The sequence below is a fragment of the Amycolatopsis lexingtonensis genome, from assembly GCF_014873755.1.
Lineage (GTDB): Bacteria > Actinomycetota > Actinomycetes > Mycobacteriales > Pseudonocardiaceae > Amycolatopsis > Amycolatopsis lexingtonensis.
In genome coordinates, this window is the sequence record NZ_JADBEG010000001.1 from 3,680,798 (window position 1) to 3,700,025 (window position 19,228).

The 19,228-nt window shown below is 69.5% G+C and carries 14 protein-coding genes; 5 read left to right on the forward strand and 9 right to left on the reverse strand.

Annotated elements, in window-relative coordinates; all coding sequences use genetic code 11:
• Positions 1 to 162 precede the first annotated feature (162 nt).
• Positions 163 to 3,063: an AfsR/SARP family transcriptional regulator gene (locus H4696_RS16720; RefSeq protein WP_086858398.1), complete on the forward strand. Its 2,901-nt coding sequence runs from the start codon at positions 163 to 165 to the stop codon at positions 3,061 to 3,063.
• A 562-nt stretch (positions 3,064 to 3,625) separates the two neighbouring features.
• Here H4696_RS16720 and H4696_RS16725 read toward each other — a convergent pair.
• Complete coding sequence (locus H4696_RS16725) at positions 3,626 to 4,396, reverse strand: squalene/phytoene synthase family protein (protein WP_086858399.1); 771 nt, start codon at positions 4,394 to 4,396, stop codon at positions 3,626 to 3,628.
• Positions 4,393 to 5,409, reverse strand: a complete 1,017-nt coding sequence (locus H4696_RS16730) for a terpene synthase family protein (protein WP_086858400.1) — start codon at positions 5,407 to 5,409, stop codon at positions 4,393 to 4,395. The genes H4696_RS16725 and H4696_RS16730 overlap by 4 nt, the downstream gene beginning before the upstream one ends.
• 481 nt (positions 5,410 to 5,890) lie before the next feature.
• Here H4696_RS16730 and H4696_RS16735 point away from each other — a divergent pair, with 481 nt between their 5' ends.
• Both H4696_RS16735 and H4696_RS16740 read left to right on the forward strand, forming a co-directional pair.
• Positions 5,891 to 6,169 (forward strand): hypothetical protein, encoded by a 279-nt coding sequence (locus H4696_RS16735; RefSeq protein ID WP_086858401.1) that lies wholly within the window; start codon positions 5,891 to 5,893, stop codon positions 6,167 to 6,169.
• 52 nt (positions 6,170 to 6,221) lie between these two features.
• Positions 6,222 to 6,962, forward strand: coding sequence for a DsbA family oxidoreductase (locus tag H4696_RS16740; protein ID WP_158104287.1), 741 nt, complete (start codon positions 6,222 to 6,224; stop codon positions 6,960 to 6,962).
• Here the strand turns inward: H4696_RS16740 and H4696_RS16745 are convergent.
• The 7 genes from H4696_RS16745 to H4696_RS16775 form a co-directional block, all read right to left on the reverse strand.
• Complete coding sequence (locus tag H4696_RS16745; RefSeq protein ID WP_192782344.1) at positions 6,941 to 7,231, reverse strand: cupin domain-containing protein; 291 nt, start codon at positions 7,229 to 7,231, stop codon at positions 6,941 to 6,943. The genes H4696_RS16740 and H4696_RS16745 overlap by 22 nt on opposite strands.
• Before the next feature lie 100 nt (positions 7,232 to 7,331).
• Positions 7,332 to 8,099, reverse strand: coding sequence for a respiratory nitrate reductase subunit gamma (gene narI, locus H4696_RS16750; RefSeq protein ID WP_086858403.1), 768 nt, complete (start codon positions 8,097 to 8,099; stop codon positions 7,332 to 7,334).
• Entirely contained in the window at positions 8,096 to 8,737 is a 642-nt protein-coding gene (narJ, locus tag H4696_RS16755; protein ID WP_086858404.1) for a nitrate reductase molybdenum cofactor assembly chaperone, read from the reverse strand. The genes narI and narJ overlap by 4 nt, the downstream gene beginning before the upstream one ends.
• Entirely contained in the window at positions 8,734 to 10,428 is a 1,695-nt protein-coding gene (gene narH / locus H4696_RS16760) for a nitrate reductase subunit beta (RefSeq protein ID WP_086858405.1), read from the reverse strand. The genes narJ and narH overlap by 4 nt, the downstream gene beginning before the upstream one ends.
• A complete protein-coding gene (locus H4696_RS16765) occupies positions 10,428 to 14,129 on the reverse strand; it encodes a nitrate reductase subunit alpha (RefSeq protein WP_249026935.1) in 3,702 nt (1,233 codons plus the stop codon). The genes narH and H4696_RS16765 overlap by 1 nt, the downstream gene beginning before the upstream one ends.
• A 95-nt stretch (positions 14,130 to 14,224) precedes the next feature.
• On the reverse strand, positions 14,225 to 14,698 hold the full coding sequence (locus H4696_RS16770; protein WP_086858406.1) for a hemerythrin domain-containing protein: 474 nt from the start codon (positions 14,696 to 14,698) through the stop codon (positions 14,225 to 14,227).
• Complete coding sequence (locus tag H4696_RS16775; RefSeq protein ID WP_192782345.1) at positions 14,691 to 15,878, reverse strand: MFS transporter; 1,188 nt, start codon at positions 15,876 to 15,878, stop codon at positions 14,691 to 14,693. Before H4696_RS16775 ends, H4696_RS16770 begins: the two co-directional genes overlap by 8 nt.
• Positions 15,879 to 16,170: 292 nt before the next feature.
• On the opposite strand from H4696_RS16775, the gene H4696_RS16780 reads away from it, so the two are divergent.
• Both H4696_RS16780 and H4696_RS16785 read left to right on the forward strand, forming a co-directional pair.
• Positions 16,171 to 18,720, forward strand: coding sequence for a multicopper oxidase domain-containing protein (locus H4696_RS16780; protein WP_211299655.1), 2,550 nt, complete (start codon positions 16,171 to 16,173; stop codon positions 18,718 to 18,720).
• On the forward strand, positions 18,717 to 19,166 hold the full coding sequence (locus tag H4696_RS16785) for a hypothetical protein (protein ID WP_086858409.1): 450 nt from the start codon (positions 18,717 to 18,719) through the stop codon (positions 19,164 to 19,166). Before H4696_RS16780 ends, H4696_RS16785 begins: the two co-directional genes overlap by 4 nt.
• Positions 19,167 to 19,228 lie beyond the last annotated feature (62 nt).

Consider the following 19,228-nt stretch of genomic DNA (forward strand, 5'->3'; position numbering starts at 1 on the left):
ACGATCCCGATCGTGCGGCCCGGAGGTTGACACTGCGGTTGCCATCAACAGGACAGATCCTTGACAGCCGCCGTCACCAGCGGCGCGGCCCGGTTCACCGGCGTTAGGGTGCACGTCATCGCGACCCTTGGCCGGCACTCCGTGGGGTGACAAAGGAGCCCGATGGAGTTGAACATCCTGGGCAGCGTGGAGCTGCGAAGTGACGGCCGGAAAGTCGACTTCAAGCGCGCGAAGGAACGTTTCCTGCTCGGTGTGCTGGCGATGCGCCACGGCAAGCTCGTGAGCACCCAAACGGTCATCGACGCGCTCTGGGATGATCCGCCCCTGCACGCGAGAAAGACGCTCCACGCCTACGTCAGCCGGCTGCGCGCGACGCTACGCACGGTCGGCTCCAACGCCGAGATCCTCACCCATGACGGCGGCTACACGTTCATCCAGGGCTCGGACACCCTCGATTACCTCCACTTCCAGAACCTTGTCCGGGCTAGCCGAGCGGCCCGCGAAGCCAACGATCTTGACGGAGCCGCCGAGGCACTTGAGAAGGCAGTTGCCCTGTGGCGCGGCGAGGTCGTCCGTGGCCTGGACACGCTGTGGATGGAACGCGAGCGCGAAGATCTTGAGGATCGCGAGTTGCTGCCCAGCTACCAGGCCTTGTGCACGATCGAGCTGAAACGCGGCAACCTCCACGAAGTACTAAGCCATCTCGACGCAGTACCAGAACGGCACGAGCAGGACGTTACCTTCGCAGCTCTGCGACTCAGCGCATTCAACGGACTCGGGCACTTCGAGGATTTCGACGCCTGCTGGAGACAGATCCGGGACCGGTGCGCCGAGTCCTACGGTACGAGCCCTCCTCGGGAGCTGCAGGAGCACTACCGCAGGCTTCTTCAGGATCGTGAGCTGGTCGAACCTGCCGATTACCGCCGTACCCACGCTGCGTTGCGCGCCATCCCGCCCGCACAGCTACCGCTCACGGTCAGCGGATTCATCGATCGGGCCGGACATCTCGCCGAACTGGAACAGCGGCTGATCAAGGCACACATGAACGGGCCGACCTCGACGCTCGTCGTCGTGATCACGGGGCCGGTCGGCGTCGGGAAGTCCCAGCTCGGGCTGCGCTGGGGGCACATGATCGAGGAGCAGTTTCCCGACGGTCAGCTCTACGCCGACCTCGCCGGCTACTCCCCCGCGCCAGCGCGTAACCCGGATGACATTGTCACGGAGCTGCTGGAATCGCTCGGAGTTGCTGCACCGGACCTACCGAGTTCACCGGCACTGCGGGAGCGCGAGCTGCGGACGAAGCTGGCGGGACGGCGGGTTCTGGTGTTTCTGGACAATGCGCTCAACTCTGCACAGGTGACACCCCTGCTGCCCGGCAGCGCCGCCTCGGTGGTGATTGTGACCAGCCGGCATCGTCTCACCGATCTGGTCAACGATCACGGCGCCTACCGGCTCGTCGTCGAGCGGTTCACCGCCGCAGAGACGGCGAGCCTGCTGACGGCATTGGTGCCTGACTCGCACGCACCAGCCGGGAGCCTGACGGCCGAGGCAGCTGCAGAGCTGACCGGCGGTTTGCCCCGAGCGATCCGCATCCTCGCCGACGCGCTCACCACCACGACGGCCTCAGCTCACCCGCCCGGCCCCGTCGATCTGCTCTTGGCTGGTGAGTCCGACACCCGGACGTTGCTGGCGTCGATCGTGTGGTCTTACGACCGCCTCTCCGCCGGCGCGGCCAGGACGTTCCGGACGCTGAGCATGCACATCGAGCCGATGCTCAGCCTGGCTGCGGCGACGGCGCTGGACGGCACCAGCCCGGAAACTACACGCGCTCACCTCAAAACGCTGAGTGACCTGCACCTGATAGACGCGCGCGGCGACGGCTACACCATGGACACCTTGACGCGCGCCGCGGGCGAGCACTTAGCCACCAAGATGGACTCCGCCGACAGCCGGACCCGCGCCCAAGCCCGCCTCCTCGACTGGACCAGCAAGCTCGCCACCGACATCGCCGAAACCCTGTCCCCCACGCGCCCGCGCCCCGAGATCGACCTGCCCAGCCCAGAGAACGGCCACGGCGACTCCTACGCGGATGCGAAGACCTTGCTCGAGCGCGAGCGCGCCAGCATGGCCGCGAACGTGCGGCGCGCCGCACGGACCCACCTTGGGCATGCTGTCGCCATTCTGCGCACGCTGCGCCCGCATCTGCAGATCGGCGACAACCTGTACGACTGGCGCCGCACCCACGAGACGGTTCTGGCCGCAGCGGTTGCCGCTGACGATCGCTACGGCGAGGCCGAGACGCACGTCGGTCTCGCTCAGCTCCACCATCACGTTGGCGATCTCGACGCGACCCTGGAGTCGGCCTACCTGGCCGCAGCTCTGTTCCGGGCAACGGCCGACCAACGGGGCCTCGCCGAAGTCCTGCTGTTGCTGGCCACCCACTACAGCACGACAGGCGAGCACGAATTGGCTACCGCCCGAGCCCGTGAAGCGCTGGAAGCCCACAGCGACATCGACCAGCCCGCACTGGCCGCGCGTACGCACCTGCAGCTCGGGATCGACCTGCAACACCTCGATGATCTCGCTGTGGCACTCAGTCACCTGACCGCCGCCGAGCAAACCTTCCAACGTCTGCCCGACCACCGACGACGAGCACAAGCGCTGCTCCAGCTCGGCCGACTGGCCCGACGGCAAAACCGGGCCGACGACGCAGCCACATACCTGCGGGAAGCAGCGGAGCTGCACACCCGCCACCCGGCTGACCACGCTCAAACCGTGGCAGTTCTTCTCGAACTGAGCGAGGTCAGCCTCGAGCGACGCGACTACGTCGAGGCAGTGCTGCGGGGACGGGAAACCGTGGGCCTGTGCCGGTCGCGCGAGGACCACACCAGTTCCGTCCGCGCACATGTCACGATCGTGCGAGCACACGCCGCGACCGGACGACAAGCCGAAGTCTGGGCCGAATCCCGCCGGACACTTGAACTGATTGACGAGATCCAGGACGAGGTCAACAACTACGTTCGAGAACAGTTCACCAAGCTCGGGCTCTGGCCCACGCCGTGAATGCCGCCCGAGCGGAGCCCAGACGGAGCCGCCCGCCCGCCACGACCCGCCGGCGACACCCTGACCGGGCCTTCAGACGTTCCTGCCCTAGCACCAAGGTCTACGGCCAGGTCGAGCGTCCGCTGTGCTCGTTCGACCGGCGTGGCCTACGGCTTGGCGTGCATATCGAACGCCTGCACCGTCGATACTCAGCCGAACCGATGACGACTCGCTATTGAGGTCCGGACGTACGCATCGACGACCGGCACCGAAGCCTGTGTGACCTGCTTTAGGAGAGCCGTGCTCTATCCCCTGAGCTACGAGGGCTTTACACCCAAACCCTAGCACTCGCCAGCCAGTCTTCTCCCGCAGTCGCGGGAAGTGCGTGGCGAATAAGGACTTCGTCCATAAGGCTGCGGTGTTGCACACAGGCACGGGGAGCACAATTCGTCGAGCCGGGCGCGCGAGACCTTGCCCGGATCATCCCCGCAGGCGCGGGGAGCACCTCCTCGTCGGCCACGGTGGTGAGGCACTCCGCGGAGGATGCTCCTGCACGGCACCGCAAGCAGCGCGGTCAGGCTGACTACCCCGCTTGGCTCGTTTGCCGTACCTCAGCCAGCTTGCCCAGGTAACGCTGCAGGGGCGGTCCGAAGAAGCGGCGGGCGTGGCTCTGCTCGGGCATGGCATCGATGTACGCCTGTGCGCCGGCCAGGTTGCTGCGGATGTAGCGGATCATCTCGGCCGCGTGCCAGCCGTTCGGCCAGTAGTCCGCGCCACGGGTGAGGTCTTCGTCGTGGTCGAGGTAGATGTTGCCTGCTTGCAACGCTCTGCCGTAGTGCAGCCCGTTGGTCCGGTCGGTGTCGGTTCCGTCGTACCAGGACCAGAAGTCACTGTAGAGCATCACGACGGTGCCGGACACCGCATAGGTGTAGCGATCGAGGTCCTGCTCGGTCCGGATGGTCACCCCCGGACGACACCAGGCGGACATGCGGGCGGCCATGACAGCGACAGTCTCCAGCGCCCGAGCTTCAATACCGTCCGGGATCACCGCCGCCCACTCGGCCAGGCGCAGAGTGACCTCAGGCAGGCTCTCACGGTGCGGGGCGAACACGCGGTCCAGCCGGGGATCGGTGATCGAGGACTCCAGGGTGCGGGCCACCCCTTCCAGCAGCGCACTCCGATCCTCCGCGCCGAGTTCGGGGTGATCCTCGATCTCGTCGATCGCGCGCAGGCACAGGTAAGCGCCCGTGATCGCCTCGTCCAACCCCGCCGGCATGGCCAGAGTCGGTTCGTACCAGGTGGTGGAGTAGCGGCGCAGCATCCGGTGCGCCTCGACCAACGCCGGCGCGGTCATACCGCGTCCCGCACGGGGAGGTGGTCCCACCACCAGGCGATCGCCGCGATGTCCGGTGGCACGTGGGCGTCGGCGGGGGGAATGCTGGTGATGGTCAGAGGCTCGTCGGTCTGAACGGCCGCGTATCGAGGGGAGCGTAGTTGCCACGGAATGAACACGCCCACCAAGCGGATCATGGACCGCACATAAGCGCGCAGTGCAGGACTTCCTTCGCGCAGCAGTATCTGCGAAAGCTCGTTCATGGCGTAGAGGGCCCTGCTGATCACCGCCACGGCGGCGTCGACACTCTCGCGCGCGTCGCGACCTGACCGATGGGCCAACACGGTGACCAGGTTGTGGTGGCCCTCCCGAACGTCCTTGGCGAAAGCGACGACGTCGTTGGTCCAGCCCGCTGCAAGGTGAGCAGCCTGGGAGAATGCCCGCACCTGCGGTCTGTGGTATTCGTGCTCGGGAATGTCCATGCCGCTGGCAAACTCCACGACGGCCGAGAGGGCAGCCATGATCGATGCGGCCTCGCGCACCCCGGCGTACACCTCCACCGACGGCGATTGCTCCACGGTCTCGAGCAGGTGCTCGGTGACAATCGCGGCGAAGTACTGCTGGTGTGTCGCCCTCAGCCGCTGGCGCTGCGCGGGTGTTGCCAGTGTCAGCAGCTCCCGGGCGTTCTGCTGCACGACAGCGGTGATCGGAGTATCAGGCACGGGTCCGTTCGGGTCATCCCAGACGCGCTGGCCGCAGGCGGCCATGATCGCAGCCTCCTCGCTGGGCGCGGCCTCGAGGACGTCGTCGACGAGGAGGTAAACCGCGGACCACACCGCGGTCGGCTTGAGCAGTTCCGGGGTCGCCGGTGACGCCAGGAACGCCGTCGCCGCGGCCACGCGGGAACCCACGATCGCATCCAGCTGCTCCTGCGGCAGGTCGCTGCACCGCGACAACCACCTCGCGGCTTCCCGGTCGTAATCCTCGTGCCCGATCTCGGAATGAACGGGGAACGGGAAGTACAACTCCGCCACAGTCACCACCTGCCCACGGAAGACCGGATGCGGACGTTGTACATGGATCATCCTCCTGCGGTCGAACGTTGACGGGCCTCAACAAGGGGCGGGTAAACCGCATTCTCCGGCGTGGTTCCGGCGACCGAACAAGTGTGGGCCGGCTTGGACAGGGTCCGGCACCGCCGAGCAGGTTTGCCAGCCCTCCCTATCCGGGTGACAAAATGATCACACCAGGGCCGGGGAACCATCCGATCGATACCGGCCGGGCCGCCGGAGGTCGCCAGATCAGGTGCTGTAGCGACGAAAAGCGTGATTACGCAGGAACACCGCACCGGATCCGCGAGATGCTGGTTTGCTCGAGACCACCCGACCCCGCCACCGCCTCGCGGAATAGATCACCAGAGCGCCGCACGCGGGGTCTTTCGTCTCTCCCGACCGGGCCGGCGCCGGAGCCAGCATGGTGGCGGCCGATCGCCCGAGCAGGCCGACGAGGGACGCGATGACGGAACTGACCGATACCCCGGGCCGGTCGTGGTCGGCGTGGACGGCTCCGCACGACCGGCCGCTGGTGATCGTGCACGTGTGCGCCCTGGTCCCGCTGACGGTGCCGTACGTGGCGGCGTTCGGTGGCTACAAGTCCACCCTGGCCGAGGAAGGACTGCGCTGGCTCGCCGCGGCCAAGGAGGCGGCGAGCTTGCCGACGCTGAACGCGGCGCGACGGGCAGCATCATCGCCAAACCGTGAATTCCAATCCGCTTCCGACTGGAAGGTGAATTGATAACGATCGCGCCACGCGAATGATGTACGCGACCTTCTCCGAGAGGAATCAAATGAACCTGATCGTATATGCGGATTTCAGCAGCCCGTTGTGCTATTTGACCAGCGGCCGGGTGGACGCGCTGCGTGGAGCCGGGATCGACGTGGACTGGCGCGCTGTCGAGGACGCACCGTGGTTGCCGGTAACCGGCCGTCGACTCGACAGTGACAGCCGGCTCACGCTGGAGGCCGAGCTCGCCGAAACACTCGACATGCTCCAGCCCGACGAACAACTGGACTGGACGATGCCCGACTTCGTACCGAAGACGGAAGCCGCCGTCGTCGGGTATGCCGAGGCATACGGCGCGGGCGTGGCCGACGACGTGCGACGACTGCTGTTCCGGGCGTACTGGTGCCGCAAAGCGGACATCGGCGACCCCGAGACGCTACGGAACCCGCTGGCCGGACCCATTCTTCGTGGCCATTCCACTTCCGACCCCTTGCGATTGTACGGCTACGCGGTGAGCACGGGCCGCGGACCGATCACCACCAGCGCATGGCGACGCATTCAAGCGTGGCAGGACGAATGGTCCACTATCGGCGCGGGCGCCCTGCCGGTGCTCGTCGAGAACGGGTTGCCCATGTCCGGCCCGGCCGTTCCTCGACACCTGACCAAGATGATCTCCCAGCTGAGTATTCCCTTCAGCCCGGAACTCCCCGAGCCGGAACGCTACCCCCTGCCTCGTGTGCGGCCACCGAAGTGGTGGGCAGCCCAAACCGGTGGCCGGTGGCTCTACCCCAGCAGGTGCCGGTAGCCCTCGTCGGCTCCACACTTCCCACGCTGAGCGGTCCGGGGTTTCGCCGCGGTGGTCAGTGGAGCGCGAATGGTGAGCGGGACGGCGGTGTCGGCGAGGACGGTCAGTCCGTGTCGTTCGGGTGGGACGCGGACAAGGTCGTCGTGTTCGAGGCCCCATGTGTAATCGCGGGTGTGCAGCGGCACCCGTCCGGTGCCGATCCGCGAGGGCGCGTCGTGTTCGGCGAGCTCGGCGCCCTCGGCCGGCGCGATGAGGGTGGCTCGCTGCACGGGTGCCGGTGACGAGGGTCCGCGCGGTCCGGTGGGCGCGGGCTTCTTTGAGAAGCTCACCGGCGAGTTCACTCACTGGGGTTGACGTTCGGGTGAGCGGTCATTTGGCGCTTTCCCAGCCACGGTGGGGTTTGCGGTTACCGAGCTGGGCGTCGCGGCTGCGGTAGACGATGTAGGGGCGGGTGAGGTAGCCCAGCGGCATCGAGAACACGTGCACGAGGCGGCTGAACGGCCAGAACGCGAACAGCGCCCAGGCGGCCAGGACGTGCAGCTGGAACCCGAGCGGAGCTTCGAGCATCAGCGATGTCTTCGGTTGGAAGGCGAAGATCGACCGGAACCAGGGGGCGACGGTTTCGCGGTAGTCGTGCGGGTGGCCGGTGAGGTTGCCCAGTACGGTGGTGCCGAGCCCGAGCAGGATGGTGCCGACCAGCAGGACGTACATGACCTTGTCGTTGCGGGTGGTGGCGGAGAAGACCGGCCCGACCGTGCGGCGGCGGTAGACGAGGATCGCCGCGCCGGCGAGGGTGCAGAACCCGGCGAGCACGCCGAGCGTCACGGCCATCGCGTGGTAGGCGGTCTCGCTGACACCGAGGGCTTCGGTCCAGGACTTCGGGATCAGCAGGCCGCCGACGTGGCCGAGGGCGACGAGCAGGATGCCGAAGTGGAACAGCGGGCTGCCCAGGCGCAGCAGCCGGCGCTCGTAGAGCTGCGAGGAGCGGGTGGTCCAGCCGAACTTGTCGTAGCGGTAGCGCCAGTAGTGGCCGACGACGAACACCGCGATGGACACGTACGGCACCGCCACCCACAGCAGAATGTCCAGTGCGCTGAGCGGCGCGTCGGCGGCTTCGGCGAGGAGCTGCGTGGTCATCGGCGGGCTCCTTCGGGGTCGGGCATGTACTCGGGCGGGGCGAAGGGCGCCAGGCCGACTTCTTCTTCGGGAGGCCCTTCGGCGGCCAGGCGGGCGACGGCGTCGTGCTCGCGGCCGCTCAGCGGGGGCAGGGTGGCGGAAACGGATTCCAGCACGTGCGCCCACGGTGAGCCGGTTTCGCGCAGGCCCAGCCGCATCAGCTCGAGCCCGGCGCGGTGTTCGGTCAGCAGCCGCAGACCGGTCTTGGCCTGCCCGGCGGCGGCGAACTCGAGGACGACGGCGAGGTGGTCGGGCAGTTCGCCGTCGTCCAGCTCCAGCCCGGCAGCGCGGTACGCGTGCTTGAACCGCAGCAGGGCCATGCCGCGTTTACGGGTGTCTCCGTAGGCGAAGTAGGTGAGGTAGGGGCTGAAGCGTTTGCGGTGGTCGAACGTCGCCACGTAGTCGGCCGCGAGCTCGGTGAGCGGGGTGGCCGCCACGTGGTCGAGGAAGGCCGCCAGCGGCTCGCCGAGCGGAGCGGGCAAGGTCGCGGACGCGGCCCGCAGGAGCGGGATGCGCTCGAGCAGCAGCTCGTCGGGGTAGCTCAGTAGCAGCGACTGGACCTGCCAGGCCGTCGCGCGGCCGGTGTCGGTGACGGTCATGGCTTCGGCTCCCCCTCCCCCGCGGGATCCCCGCCGCCGGGGCGGTCGCGGGGCGGGAAGAGCCCGTCGGGCTGTCCCTTGCCGTCCCAGTTCAGGAGGTTGACGCGGCTGCCCTTGTCCACGGGCGCGGCGACGGTGTCGGTGGTCTGGCGGTCGCGCAGCATGCGGAAGTTCTCCACCGCGATCGGCGACGGTCCGCCGGAGCTTTCGCCGAACGGGCCGGAGCCGGTCATGCCCGGGCCGCCTTCGTAGTCGAGGCTGCATTCGGTGGCGAGTTCCTCGAGGCCGTGGGCCTGCTCGGCGTGGGCGGGCGGGATGACGTAGCGCTCGTCGTACTTGGCCAGCGCCAGCAGCCGGTACATGTCGTAGAGCTGTTCACCGGTCATGCCGACCTTCTCGGCGATGGACTCCTGCGGTTCCCGGCCGAGGTTGATGTCGCGCATGTAGCAGCGCATCGCAGCCAACCGCCGCAGCACCGCGTTGACCGGCTCGACGTCACCCGCGGTGAACAGCTCGGCGAGGTACTCCACCGGGATGCGCAGCGCGTCGATCGCGGCGAACAGGTTGCCGTGGTCCTCCGCGTCGTGGCCGGTGTCGCGCACGATGTCCACGACCGGCGACAGCGGCGGGATGTACCAGACCATCGGCATGGTGCGGTATTCCGGGTGCAGCGGCAGCGCCACCCGGTAGGTGTTGATGAGCGCGTGGATCGGGGACCGGCGGGCGGCCTCGATCCAGTCCCGCGGGATGCCCGCGCGTTCGGCTTCGCGTTGCACCCGCGGGTCTTCCGGGTCGAGCAGGACCTCGCGCTGGGCTTCGCAGAGGTCGTGTTCGTCCGGGGTGGACGCCGCTTCGAGAACCTTGTCGGCGTCGTAGAGCACGAGGCCGATGTAGCGCAGCCGGCCCACGCACGTCTCCGCGCAGACCGTCGGCAGGCCGACCTCGATGCGGGGGAAGCAGAACGTGCACTTCTCGGCCTTGCCGGTGCGGTGGTTGAAGTAGACCTTCTTGTACGGGCAGCCGGACACGCACATCCGCCAGCCGCGGCAGCGGTCCTGGTCGACCAGCACGATGCCGTCCTCGCTGCGCTTGTAGATCGCACCCGAGGGGCAGGACGCGGCACAGGAGGGGTTGAGGCAGTGTTCGCAGATCCGCGGCAGGTAGAACATGAAGGTCTGCTCGAACTCGAACTTCACCTTGTCGGCGATGTTCTTCAGCAGTGGGTCCTTGGCGCCGTGCTCGGGGGCGCCGCCGAGGTCGTCGTCCCAGTTGGCCGACCAGGAGATCTTCATGTCCTTGCCGGAAATCAGCGACTTCGGCCGGGCGACCGGGGTGTGCTCCTGCTGCGGCGCGGTGGTGAGGTTCTCGTAGTCGTAGGTCCACGGTTCGTAGTAGTCGTCGATCGAGGGCAGCTTGGGGTTGCTGAAGATGGTCAGCAGCTTGCGCAGCCGGCCGCCGCCCTTGAGCTTCAATCGGCCCCGGCGGCCCAGCGTCCAGCCGCCGCGCCAGCGTTCCTGGTCCTCGTAGGTTCGCGGATACCCTTGCCCGGGCCGGGTTTCGACGTTGTTGAACCACACGTATTCGACACCCGAGCGGTTGGTCCAGGCCTGCTTGCAGGTGACCGAGCAGGTGTGGCAGCCGATGCACTTGTCGAGGTTCATCACCATCGCCATCTGGGCCATGACGCGCATCAGTAGATCACCTCCTGGCTGCGGCGGCGGATGATCGTGACTTCGTCGCGCTGGTTGCCGGTCGGACCGAGGTAGTTGAAGGCGAAGGACAGCTGCGCGTAGCCGCCGATGAGGTGCGACGGTTTGATCAGCAGCCGGGTCAGGGAATTGTGGATGCCGCCGCGCTTCCCGGACGTCTCCGCGAGGGGCACGTCGATGAGGCGGTCCTGGGCGTGGTGCATGTAGACGGTGCCCTCGGGCATCCGGTGCGACACGATCGCGCGGGCGACGACGACGCCGTTGCGGTTGACCGCTTCGATCCAGTCGTTGTCGGCGATCCCGGCCTTGTCCGCGTCCTTGTCCGACATCCAGATCGTCGGCCCACCCCGGGACAGGCTGAGCATGAACAGATTGTCCTGGTACTCGGAGTGGATGGACCACTTGCTGTGCGGGGTGAGGTACCGGACGGTGATGCCCAGTTCGGTCCGCTCGCCGATGCGGGGTTCGTCGAACAGGGCGGTCATGTCCAGCGGGGGCCGGAACACCGGCAGTCCTTCGCCGAGCTCGGTCATCCAGTCGTGGTCGAGGTAGAAGTGCTGCCGGCCGGTGAGGGTGTGCCACGGTTTGAGGCGTTCGACGTTGATGGTGAACGGCGAGTACCGGCGGCCGCCCGTCTCGGAGCCGGACCATTCGGGTGAGGTGATCACCGGGACCGGCGCGGCCTGGGTGTCGGCGAAGGTGATCTGCTTGCCTTCGTGCTCGGCGGCCAGGTCCGCCAGCCGCGTGCCCGTGCGCTGTTCGAGGGTGTGGAACCCCTGGGTCGCGAGATGACCGTTGGTGGTGCCGGACAGCGCGAGGATCGCCTCACAAGCGTGCACATCGCGGACCAGCGACGGGCGGCCGTCGGCCGGACCGCCGCGGATGGCGCCGTTTTTGTGCCGCAGGTACTCGACCTCGCGGCCGACGTCGAAGGTGACGCCCTTGGTGGTGGCGCCGAGTTTCTCCGCGAGCGGGCCCAGCGCTTGCATCTTCGCGGCGATGGCGCCGTAGTCGCGTTCCACCACGACCAGCTTGGGCATGGTCACCCCGGGCACCGGCTCGCACTCACCGGTCTTCCAGTCCCGGACCCGCCCGTGCGGCGTCGCCAGTTCGTCGGGGGTGTCGTGCAGCAGCGGCACCGCGACGACGTCCTTGCGCACGCCGAGGTGGTTCTCGGCGAGGCGACTGAAGACGTCGGCGATGGCCTGGAACGCGGCCCAGTCGGTGCGGGTCTGCCACGGCGGCGCGATCGCCGGGTTGAACGAATGCACGAACGGGTGCATGTCGGTGGTGTTGAGGTCGTGCTTCTCGTACCAGGTCGCCGCCGGCAGCACGACGTCGGAGAAGACGGTGGTGCTGGTCATCCGGAAGTCCAGCGTCAGCAGCAGGTCCAGCTTCCCCGCCGGTGCCTCGTCATGCCACACTACGTCCTTCGGCCGCTTGCCCGGCGGGGTTTCCTCCGCGCGGACCGAGGAATCGGTGCCCAGCAGGTGCTTGAGGAAGTATTCGTTGCCCTTGGCCGACGAGCCGAGCAGGTTGGCCCGCCAGATGCTCAGCACGCGCGGGAAGTTCTCCGGCGAGTCCGGGTCTTCGCAGGCGAACCGGAGGTTCCCGGCCTTCAGCTCCGAGACGACGTACTCCCCGGCCGGCTTCCCGGCGCGCTCGGCGTCGTCGGCGAGGTCGAGGGGGTTGCGGTCGAAGGTCGGGTACGACGGCATCCAGCCCAGCCGGGCGGCCTGCGCGATCACGTCGGCGGTGGTCTTGCCGGCCAGCTGCCCGCCGGCGGTGGCCGCGGCCAGGGTGTCGGCACCGAAGGCGTCGTAGCGGAACTGGTCGGTGTGCAGGTACCAGTAAGCGGTCTGGATCATCTGCCGGGGCGGGCGCGACCAGTCCAAGCCGAACGCCAACTGCGACCAGCCGGTGACCGGCCGGCACTTCTCCTGCCCGACATAGTGCGCCCACCCGCCGCCGTTCACGCCCTGGCAGCCGGTGAGGGTGGTCAGGGTGAGGAAGGCCCGGTAGATGGTGTCGGAGTGGAACCAGTGGTTGGTCCCCGCCCCCATGACGATCATCGACCGGCCGCGCGACTCTTCAGCGTTGGCCGCGAACTCTCGGCCGATCCGCGCCGCGGCCTGGGCCGGGACGCCGGTGAGCGCCTCCTGCCACGCCGGGGTGTAGGGCTCTTCGGCGTCGTCGTAACCGGCGGGCCAGGTGCCGGGCAGGCCGTCGCGGTGCACGCCGTACTGGGCCAGCAGCAGGTCGAACACCGTGGTGACCAGGTGACCGCCGACGCGCCGCACCGGCACCCCGCGACGCAGGGTGGCGGCCGAGCCGTCCGGTGCGTCGAACCGCGGCAGCGTCACCTCCACCGCGTCCCCGCCGTGCAGCGACAGCTCCGGGACGACGTCGCCGAGGTCGAGGTTCCAGCGGCCGGCGCCCTGCTCGCCGAAGCGGTCCCCCAGCGTCCCGTTCGGCACCACCGGCTCCCCGGTCGCCGAATCCAGCAGGACGGTCTTGAACGCCGCGTTCTCCACCCCAGCGTGTTCGTCGAGATCGGCCGCGGTGAGGAACTTACCCGGCACGAAGCCGGTTTCCCGTTCTTCGAGCCGGACGAGGAACGGCAGGTCGGTGTAGCGGCGGACGTAGTCGGTGAAGTAGGGCACCTTCCGGTCCACGAAGAACTCGCGCAGGATCACGTGCCCCATGGCCATGGCCAGCGCACCGTCGGTGCCGGGCCGGGCGGGCAGCCACTCGTCGGCGAACTTGACGTTGTCCGCGTAGTCCGGGGCGACCGCGACGACCTTCTGGCCGCGGTAGCGGGCTTCCGCCATCCAGTGCGCGTCCGGCGTGCGAGTCACTGGCAGGTTCGAGCCCCACATGATCAGGTAGCCGGCGTCCCACCAGTCCCCCGACTCCGGCACATCGGTCTGGTCGCCGAACACCTGCGGCGAGGCGACCGGCAGGTCCGCGTACCAGTCGTAAAAGGACAGCATCGACCCGCCGAGCAGGGACACGAACCGCGCGCCGGAGGCGTGGGAGACCATCGACATCGCCGGGATCGGCGAGAACCCCGCGACCCGGTCCGGGCCGTAGCGCTTGATCGTGTGCACGTGCGCGGCCGCGACCAGCTCGGTGGCCTCGTCCCAGGTCGCCCGCACCAGCCCGCCCTTGCCGCGGGCCGCCTTGTACCGGCGCGCCCGGTCGGGGTCCTCGACAATCTCGGCCCAGGCTTCGACCGGGTCGCCGGTGCGGGCTTTGGCCTCCCGGTACATCTCTAGCAGCACGCCGCGGACGTAGGGATACCGGACCCGGGTGGGTGAGTAGGTGTACCAGGAGAACGCCGCGCCGCGGGGACACCCGCGCGGCTCGTACTCGGGCCGGTCCGGGCCGACCGACGGGTAGTCGGTCTGCTGGGCCTCCCAGGTGATGATCCCGTCCTTGACGTAGACCTTCCAGGAGCAGGAACCGGTGCAGTTCACGCCGTGGGTGGAGCGCACGACCTTGTCGTGGCTCCAGCGGTCCCGGTAGAAGTCGTCGGCCTGTCGGCCGCCGATCTTGTGCAGCGTGCGCAGATCGTCCGACACGTTCGCGCGGGTGAAGAACCGGCGGGTGCGGATCAGCGCGTCGGTCAGTTCGGAGTCCAGGCCCGCTGCGTGCGGCCGGGGCTCGGCTTCGCTGGTCACCGTGTCGTACCTCCTGGCCAGGGCGAGGTGGGTCGATCAACCGGGGCCTCTCGACGGTAGTGGCTCCGGCTCGGTGACGCAGCTCTCATGTTCGGTCAGTGCAGTTGTTTGACCAGTCCGGTTCCCACTCGCCGGCGGACTTCCTCGATCGCGTCCCAGTCGGCGGTGTCGAGGTGGCCCAGCGCGGCGGGGAAGACGCCGTCCTGCTCGGCGAGGATGTGCTCGCGCAGCACGTGCAGCGTGTCGATCAGCCGGGTGGGCCAGAGCGGGTCGGCCGGCACGCCGTCGGCGGCCGCTCCGAGGACGTTTTCGATGAGCCGGTGCTGGGCGGTCAGCTCGGCGACGTGGTCCGGGAAGTCGGCGGCCAGCGCCGGGAACAGCCCTTCCTCCTCGACCGCCGTGTGCGGGCCGAGCACCGTGGCGATCCGGCCCGCCAGGTCCGCCATCTCCTCGACGTCGCCGCGGGCGTGCGCGGCGCGCACGTGGCTGATCAGCGTGACGACGTGGTCGTGTTCCCGGGTCAGGTCCGCGATCGCGGTCAGGGACTGGCACCCGCAGTACTCACACATGGGGCGGCTCCGCCTTCTCGTTGCTTTGGTGGGCGTGCAGCGAGCGCCGCACGGTGGTCGAGGTGAAGGCGAGGGTGCCCGCGGCGACCACGGTCAGCGCGGCCAGGCCCAGCGCGTACGAGCCGAAAGCGCCGTAGAGGGCGCCCATGACCAGCGGCGGGATGAACCCGCCGAGGCCACCGGCCGCGCCGACCACGCCGGTGACCGAGCCGACCTTGTTCGCTGGGGCGAGCATGGCGACCAGCGCGAACACCGCGCCACTGCCCGCGCCGAGCGCCGCGGCCATGGTCAGGAACGCGACCGTGCCCAGCGGCATCAGCTCCGGGGCGAAAGTCTGCAGGGCCGCGCCGAAGGTCACCGCTGTGAAGACGCCGACGAGGACCCGGACCGGACCGAAACGGTCCGACAGCCAGCCACCGACCGGGCGCATCACCACGGCGAGCAGCACGAACCCGGCCATCCGGTTGGCCGCGTCGGCCTGCGCCAGCCCGTAGCCGGTCTTCAGGTAGGCCGGCAGGTAGACCGAGAAGGCGACGTAGCCGCCGAAGGCCACGGCGTAGAGCGCCGACGCCTGCCAGGTCACCGCCAGCCGAGCAGTGTCCCGCAACCGGCGCGTCACCGGCTCGGTCGGCACCGTCCGTCCGGGCGCGTCCCGCAGCAGCAGCGCCGCGGCGAGGGCGTACACGGCCAGCACGATCGCGGTGACGAGGAACGGCGTCGCCACTCCGTTGGCTTTTACCAGCGGCACGGTGGTCAGCGCGCTGATCGCCGTACCCCCCATGCCCGCGCCGAAGACGCCGATCGCCAGCCCGCGCCGCTCGGGCGGGAACCAGGCATTGACGAACGGGACACCGACCGCGAAGGACGTGCCGCCGAGGCCGAGGAAGAACCCGCCGATCAGCAACGCGGCCAGCGACGAATGCCCGGCAAGGCCGAGGAACAGCACCGGCACGATCGTCAGCCCCGAGATCACCGGGAACATCACGCGCCCGCCGAACCGGTCGGTCAGCGCGCCGACCGGGATCCGGCCGAGGGAGCCGACCACCACGGGGACGGCGACCAGCAGCGCCTGCTGGAACGCGGTCAGCTTCAGGGCGTCCTTGAACAGCGGGCCCAGCGGGCTCAGCAGCGCCCACGCCCAGAAGTTGATCGCGAACCCGGCGGTGGCCAGGCTCAGCATCAAAGTCCGCCGAGCCACGGCTGGCTCGGCGGGTGGTGCGGCCGGTGGTGGTCCGGCAGCCGTGTGGTGTGTCGAGGTCATCGGTGTCTCGTCCGTGAGTAGTGCAGGTGTCCCGGCCTGCCGGTCGGTGGGTATACCCAGATTGGGACGACCAGTCATGCCGCGAACAGGGGCCATGGCCTTCACACGAGTGGACCAACGTCCCTACCCGGTTCCCCCGAGGCCGGGATTTCCTGGACGGCGTGAACCAAACCGGAACCGGATTCACCGCTGCCCGACGGCGGGTGTGCCGGTGACCCAGTTGATCGACCTCGCCCCGCCCTCCCCCGGCCGTCGCCGCGCCGGTCCGCGGGGACCGGTGTTCGTGTGGGCCAACGTCGTGGTGCTCGGCTGGCTCGCCGTCGCCGTCGCGCTGCTGGCCGTCCACGACGGACTCGGGCTGCCGGCGTGGGTCGCGCTCCACGCCCTGCTGCTCGGTGCGGTGACCAACGCGATCGTGATCTGGTCGGAGCACTTCACGGTGACGTTGTGCCGAGTCCCCGGCCCGGCACCGCGACGGCTCGCGCTCGGGCTGACCGTGCTGAACGCGTTCATCGTCGCCGCGCTCGCCGGCGTCACCGCCGACCTCACGCCACTCGCCGGCGCCGGCGGAACCGGCGTCGCGGTCATCGCCACCGTGCACACGGTCCACCTGCTCCGCATGAGCAGGAACGCACCGGCGGGCCGGTTCGGCTACCTGATCGGCTTCTACGCCGCCGCGAGCGTTTCGCTGATCGCCACCGCGGCGCTGGGCGCCGGGCTCGCGGCGGGAACCGGCACCTGGTACAGCCGGTTGTGGGGCGCGCACGTGCACCTCGCGCTGCTCGGCTGGGTCGGGCTGTCCGTGCTCGGCACCCTGTTCACCCTGTGGCCGACCACCACCGGCACCCGGATCACCCCGGACGCGATCGTCGCCGCCCGCCGGGCACTGCCGACGCTGACCGCCGGGCTGGCCGTGCTCACCGGGGGCGTGCTCGCGGCGAACGTGTGGGTGACCGTGGCCGGCCTGGCGGGCTACGCCGCGGGTGTCGTCATCGCACTCCTCCCGCTGCGCCCGCGCACCAGGCCCCACGGTCCCGCCGCGTGGATGCTGGCGGCGGGGACCGGCTGGCTCGCCGTCGCGGTGCTGATCGACGCCGTCCGGCTGCTGGTCGCCGGGACGGTCGACGCGCTCCCCGACGTGGTCGCCACGGTGGGGCCGATCCTGGCGGCGGGCTTCGCGGCGCAGGTCCTCGTCGGCGCGCTGACGCAGTTGCTGCCGGTCGTGCTGGGCCGCGGTCCGGCCGAGCACAAGGCGGTCGCCGAGGTGCTGGCGCGAGGCTGGCTCCTACGGGTTCTCCTGGCCAATGCCGCGGTTCCGCTGATGACTCTCGGCCTGCCGGAGATCGGGTGGGCGCTCGCGGCCCTGAGCCTCGCCGTGTTCCTCGTGCTGGCCCTGCGCGTGGCCGTCCCGGTGGCCCGGCACGGCTCGCTCGGCCTCGAACCCGGCCCGGTGCCCGCGCGGGGCACCACGACCGGGGTCCTGGCCGGCCTGAGCGCCGTCGTGTTCGCCGTGGCCCTGGCCACCAGCGGGCCGGGCACCACCAGCCCGTCTCCCGCCGCGGCCGACGCCCACACCGTCGAGGTGACCTTGAGCGGGATGCGGGTGCGGCCCGGCACGGTCGAAGTCCCGGCGGGGACGCACCTGGTCCTGCGCGTCACCAACCAAGACGCGATGCCGCACGACCTGCGCCTGGACAGCGGCGAGCGCACGCCCCGGCTCGGCCGGGGGGAAAGCGCGCTGCTGGACGCCGGGCAGATCCGTGGCGACCGGCAGGCCTGGTGCGACATCGCCGGCCACCGCGCCGCCGGGATGACGATGGCCATCCATGTCCAAAGTGGACACACGCACGCTTCCCCGGGCGGTGGCGACGATTCGGCGGCCGCGGGCCTCGACCTCGGCGCCGACCCTTCACCGGGCTGGACGCCCCGCGACGCCGCGCTCGCGCCGGCGACCGGCACCGTGCACCGGGTCGAACTCCACGCCCGCGACCAGGAAGTCGAGGTCGCCCCGGGCCGGCGGGAGACCCGCTGGACGTTCGGCGGCTCCCTTCCCGGCCCGACTCTGCGGGGCCGGGTGGGCGACCGGTTCGAGATCACCTTGGTCAACGACACCGCCATGGGCCACGGCATCGACTTCCACGCCGGCGCCCTGGCCCCGGACGGCCCGATGCGCACCCTCGCGCCGGGCGAACGGCTGGTCTACCGGTTCACCGCACAGCGCGCGGGCGCGTGGCTCTACCACTGCAGCAGCATGCCGATGTCCCAGCACATCGCCAACGGCATGTACGGCGCCGTGATCATCGACCCACCCGGCCTGCCCGCCGTCGACCGCGAATACCTCCTGGTCAGCTCCCAGCTCTACCTCGGCGACCCCGGCAGCGACGCCCAGGTGGCCAAGATCCGCGCCGGACAACCCGACGGATGGACGTTCAACGGCACGGCCGCCCAATACGACCACGCCCCGCTCACCACCCGCGCCGGCGAGCGCGTCCGGATCTGGGTCGTCAACGCCGGCCCCGGCGACACCACGGCGTTCCACGTCGTCGGCGCCCAGTTCGACACCGTCTACCGCGAAGGCGCCTGGCTCCTGCGTCCCACGGACACCTCGGGAGGAGCCCAGGTGCTGGACCTGGCCCCGGCCCAAGGCGGCTTCGTCGAACTCACCTTCCCCGAACCCGGCCACTACCCGTTCGTCGACCACGACATGCGGCACGCCGAAACCGGCGCCCACGGGATCTTCACCGTCACGGAGCACCAGTGATCGACATCTGGACCGGGATCCGGTTCGTCCACGTCCTCGGCGCGATCGTCTGGGTCGGCGGCCAGCTCACCATCACCGTGGTGGTTCTCCCACCCGTGCGGCGCATCCTCGCCACAGCCGAGCAGGCCGCCGTGCTCCGCACGGTGGGCAGACGATTCGCGCTGATCACCGGCGCCGCGTTCCTGCCCCTGCAGATCACCACCGGGATCCTCTTGGCCGCGCGGCACGGCGTCACCTGGGGGACACTGCTGCAACCCGGCTACGGCCGCACGCTCGCCGCGAAGCTGCTGTTGTTCGCGGTGGTCATGGCCGCCGCGAGCGTCCACGGCGTCGCCCAGGCCAAGCGACAGCCAGGCCGGGCCAGAACCGTCTCCATCGCGGCACTGGTCGGCTCGCTCGGCGTCGTACTGCTCGCCATCGCCCTGGTCGAGGGTGGCCCGGGGTGAACCACGCGGCAATCCGGGCACCCGGCCACCGGCCCCTTGCCTCCGACCTTCCGAACCGGAAC

Excerpts from the sequence above, each read along its gene's own strand:
- H4696_RS16740 (WP_158104287.1), top strand. The coding sequence starts at position 6,222 with ATGAACCTGATCGTATATGCGGATTTCAGCAGCCCGTTGTGCTATTTG.
- H4696_RS16720 (WP_086858398.1), top strand. The coding sequence starts at position 163 with ATGGAGTTGAACATCCTGGGCAGCGTGGAGCTGCGAAGTGACGGCCGG.
- H4696_RS16735 (WP_086858401.1), top strand. The coding sequence starts at position 5,891 with ATGACGGAACTGACCGATACCCCGGGCCGGTCGTGGTCGGCGTGGACG.
- narH (WP_086858405.1), bottom strand. The coding sequence starts at position 10,428 with ATGCGCGTCATGGCCCAGATGGCGATGGTGATGAACCTCGACAAGTGC.
- narI (WP_086858403.1), bottom strand. The coding sequence starts at position 8,099 with ATGACCACGCAGCTCCTCGCCGAAGCCGCCGACGCGCCGCTCAGCGCA.
- H4696_RS16725 (WP_086858399.1), bottom strand. The coding sequence starts at position 4,396 with ATGACCGCGCCGGCGTTGGTCGAGGCGCACCGGATGCTGCGCCGCTAC.
- narJ (WP_086858404.1), bottom strand. The coding sequence starts at position 8,737 with ATGACCGTCACCGACACCGGCCGCGCGACGGCCTGGCAGGTCCAGTCG.
- H4696_RS16775 (WP_192782345.1), bottom strand. The coding sequence starts at position 15,878 with ATGCTGAGCCTGGCCACCGCCGGGTTCGCGATCAACTTCTGGGCGTGG.
- H4696_RS16770 (WP_086858406.1), bottom strand. The coding sequence starts at position 14,698 with ATGTGTGAGTACTGCGGGTGCCAGTCCCTGACCGCGATCGCGGACCTG.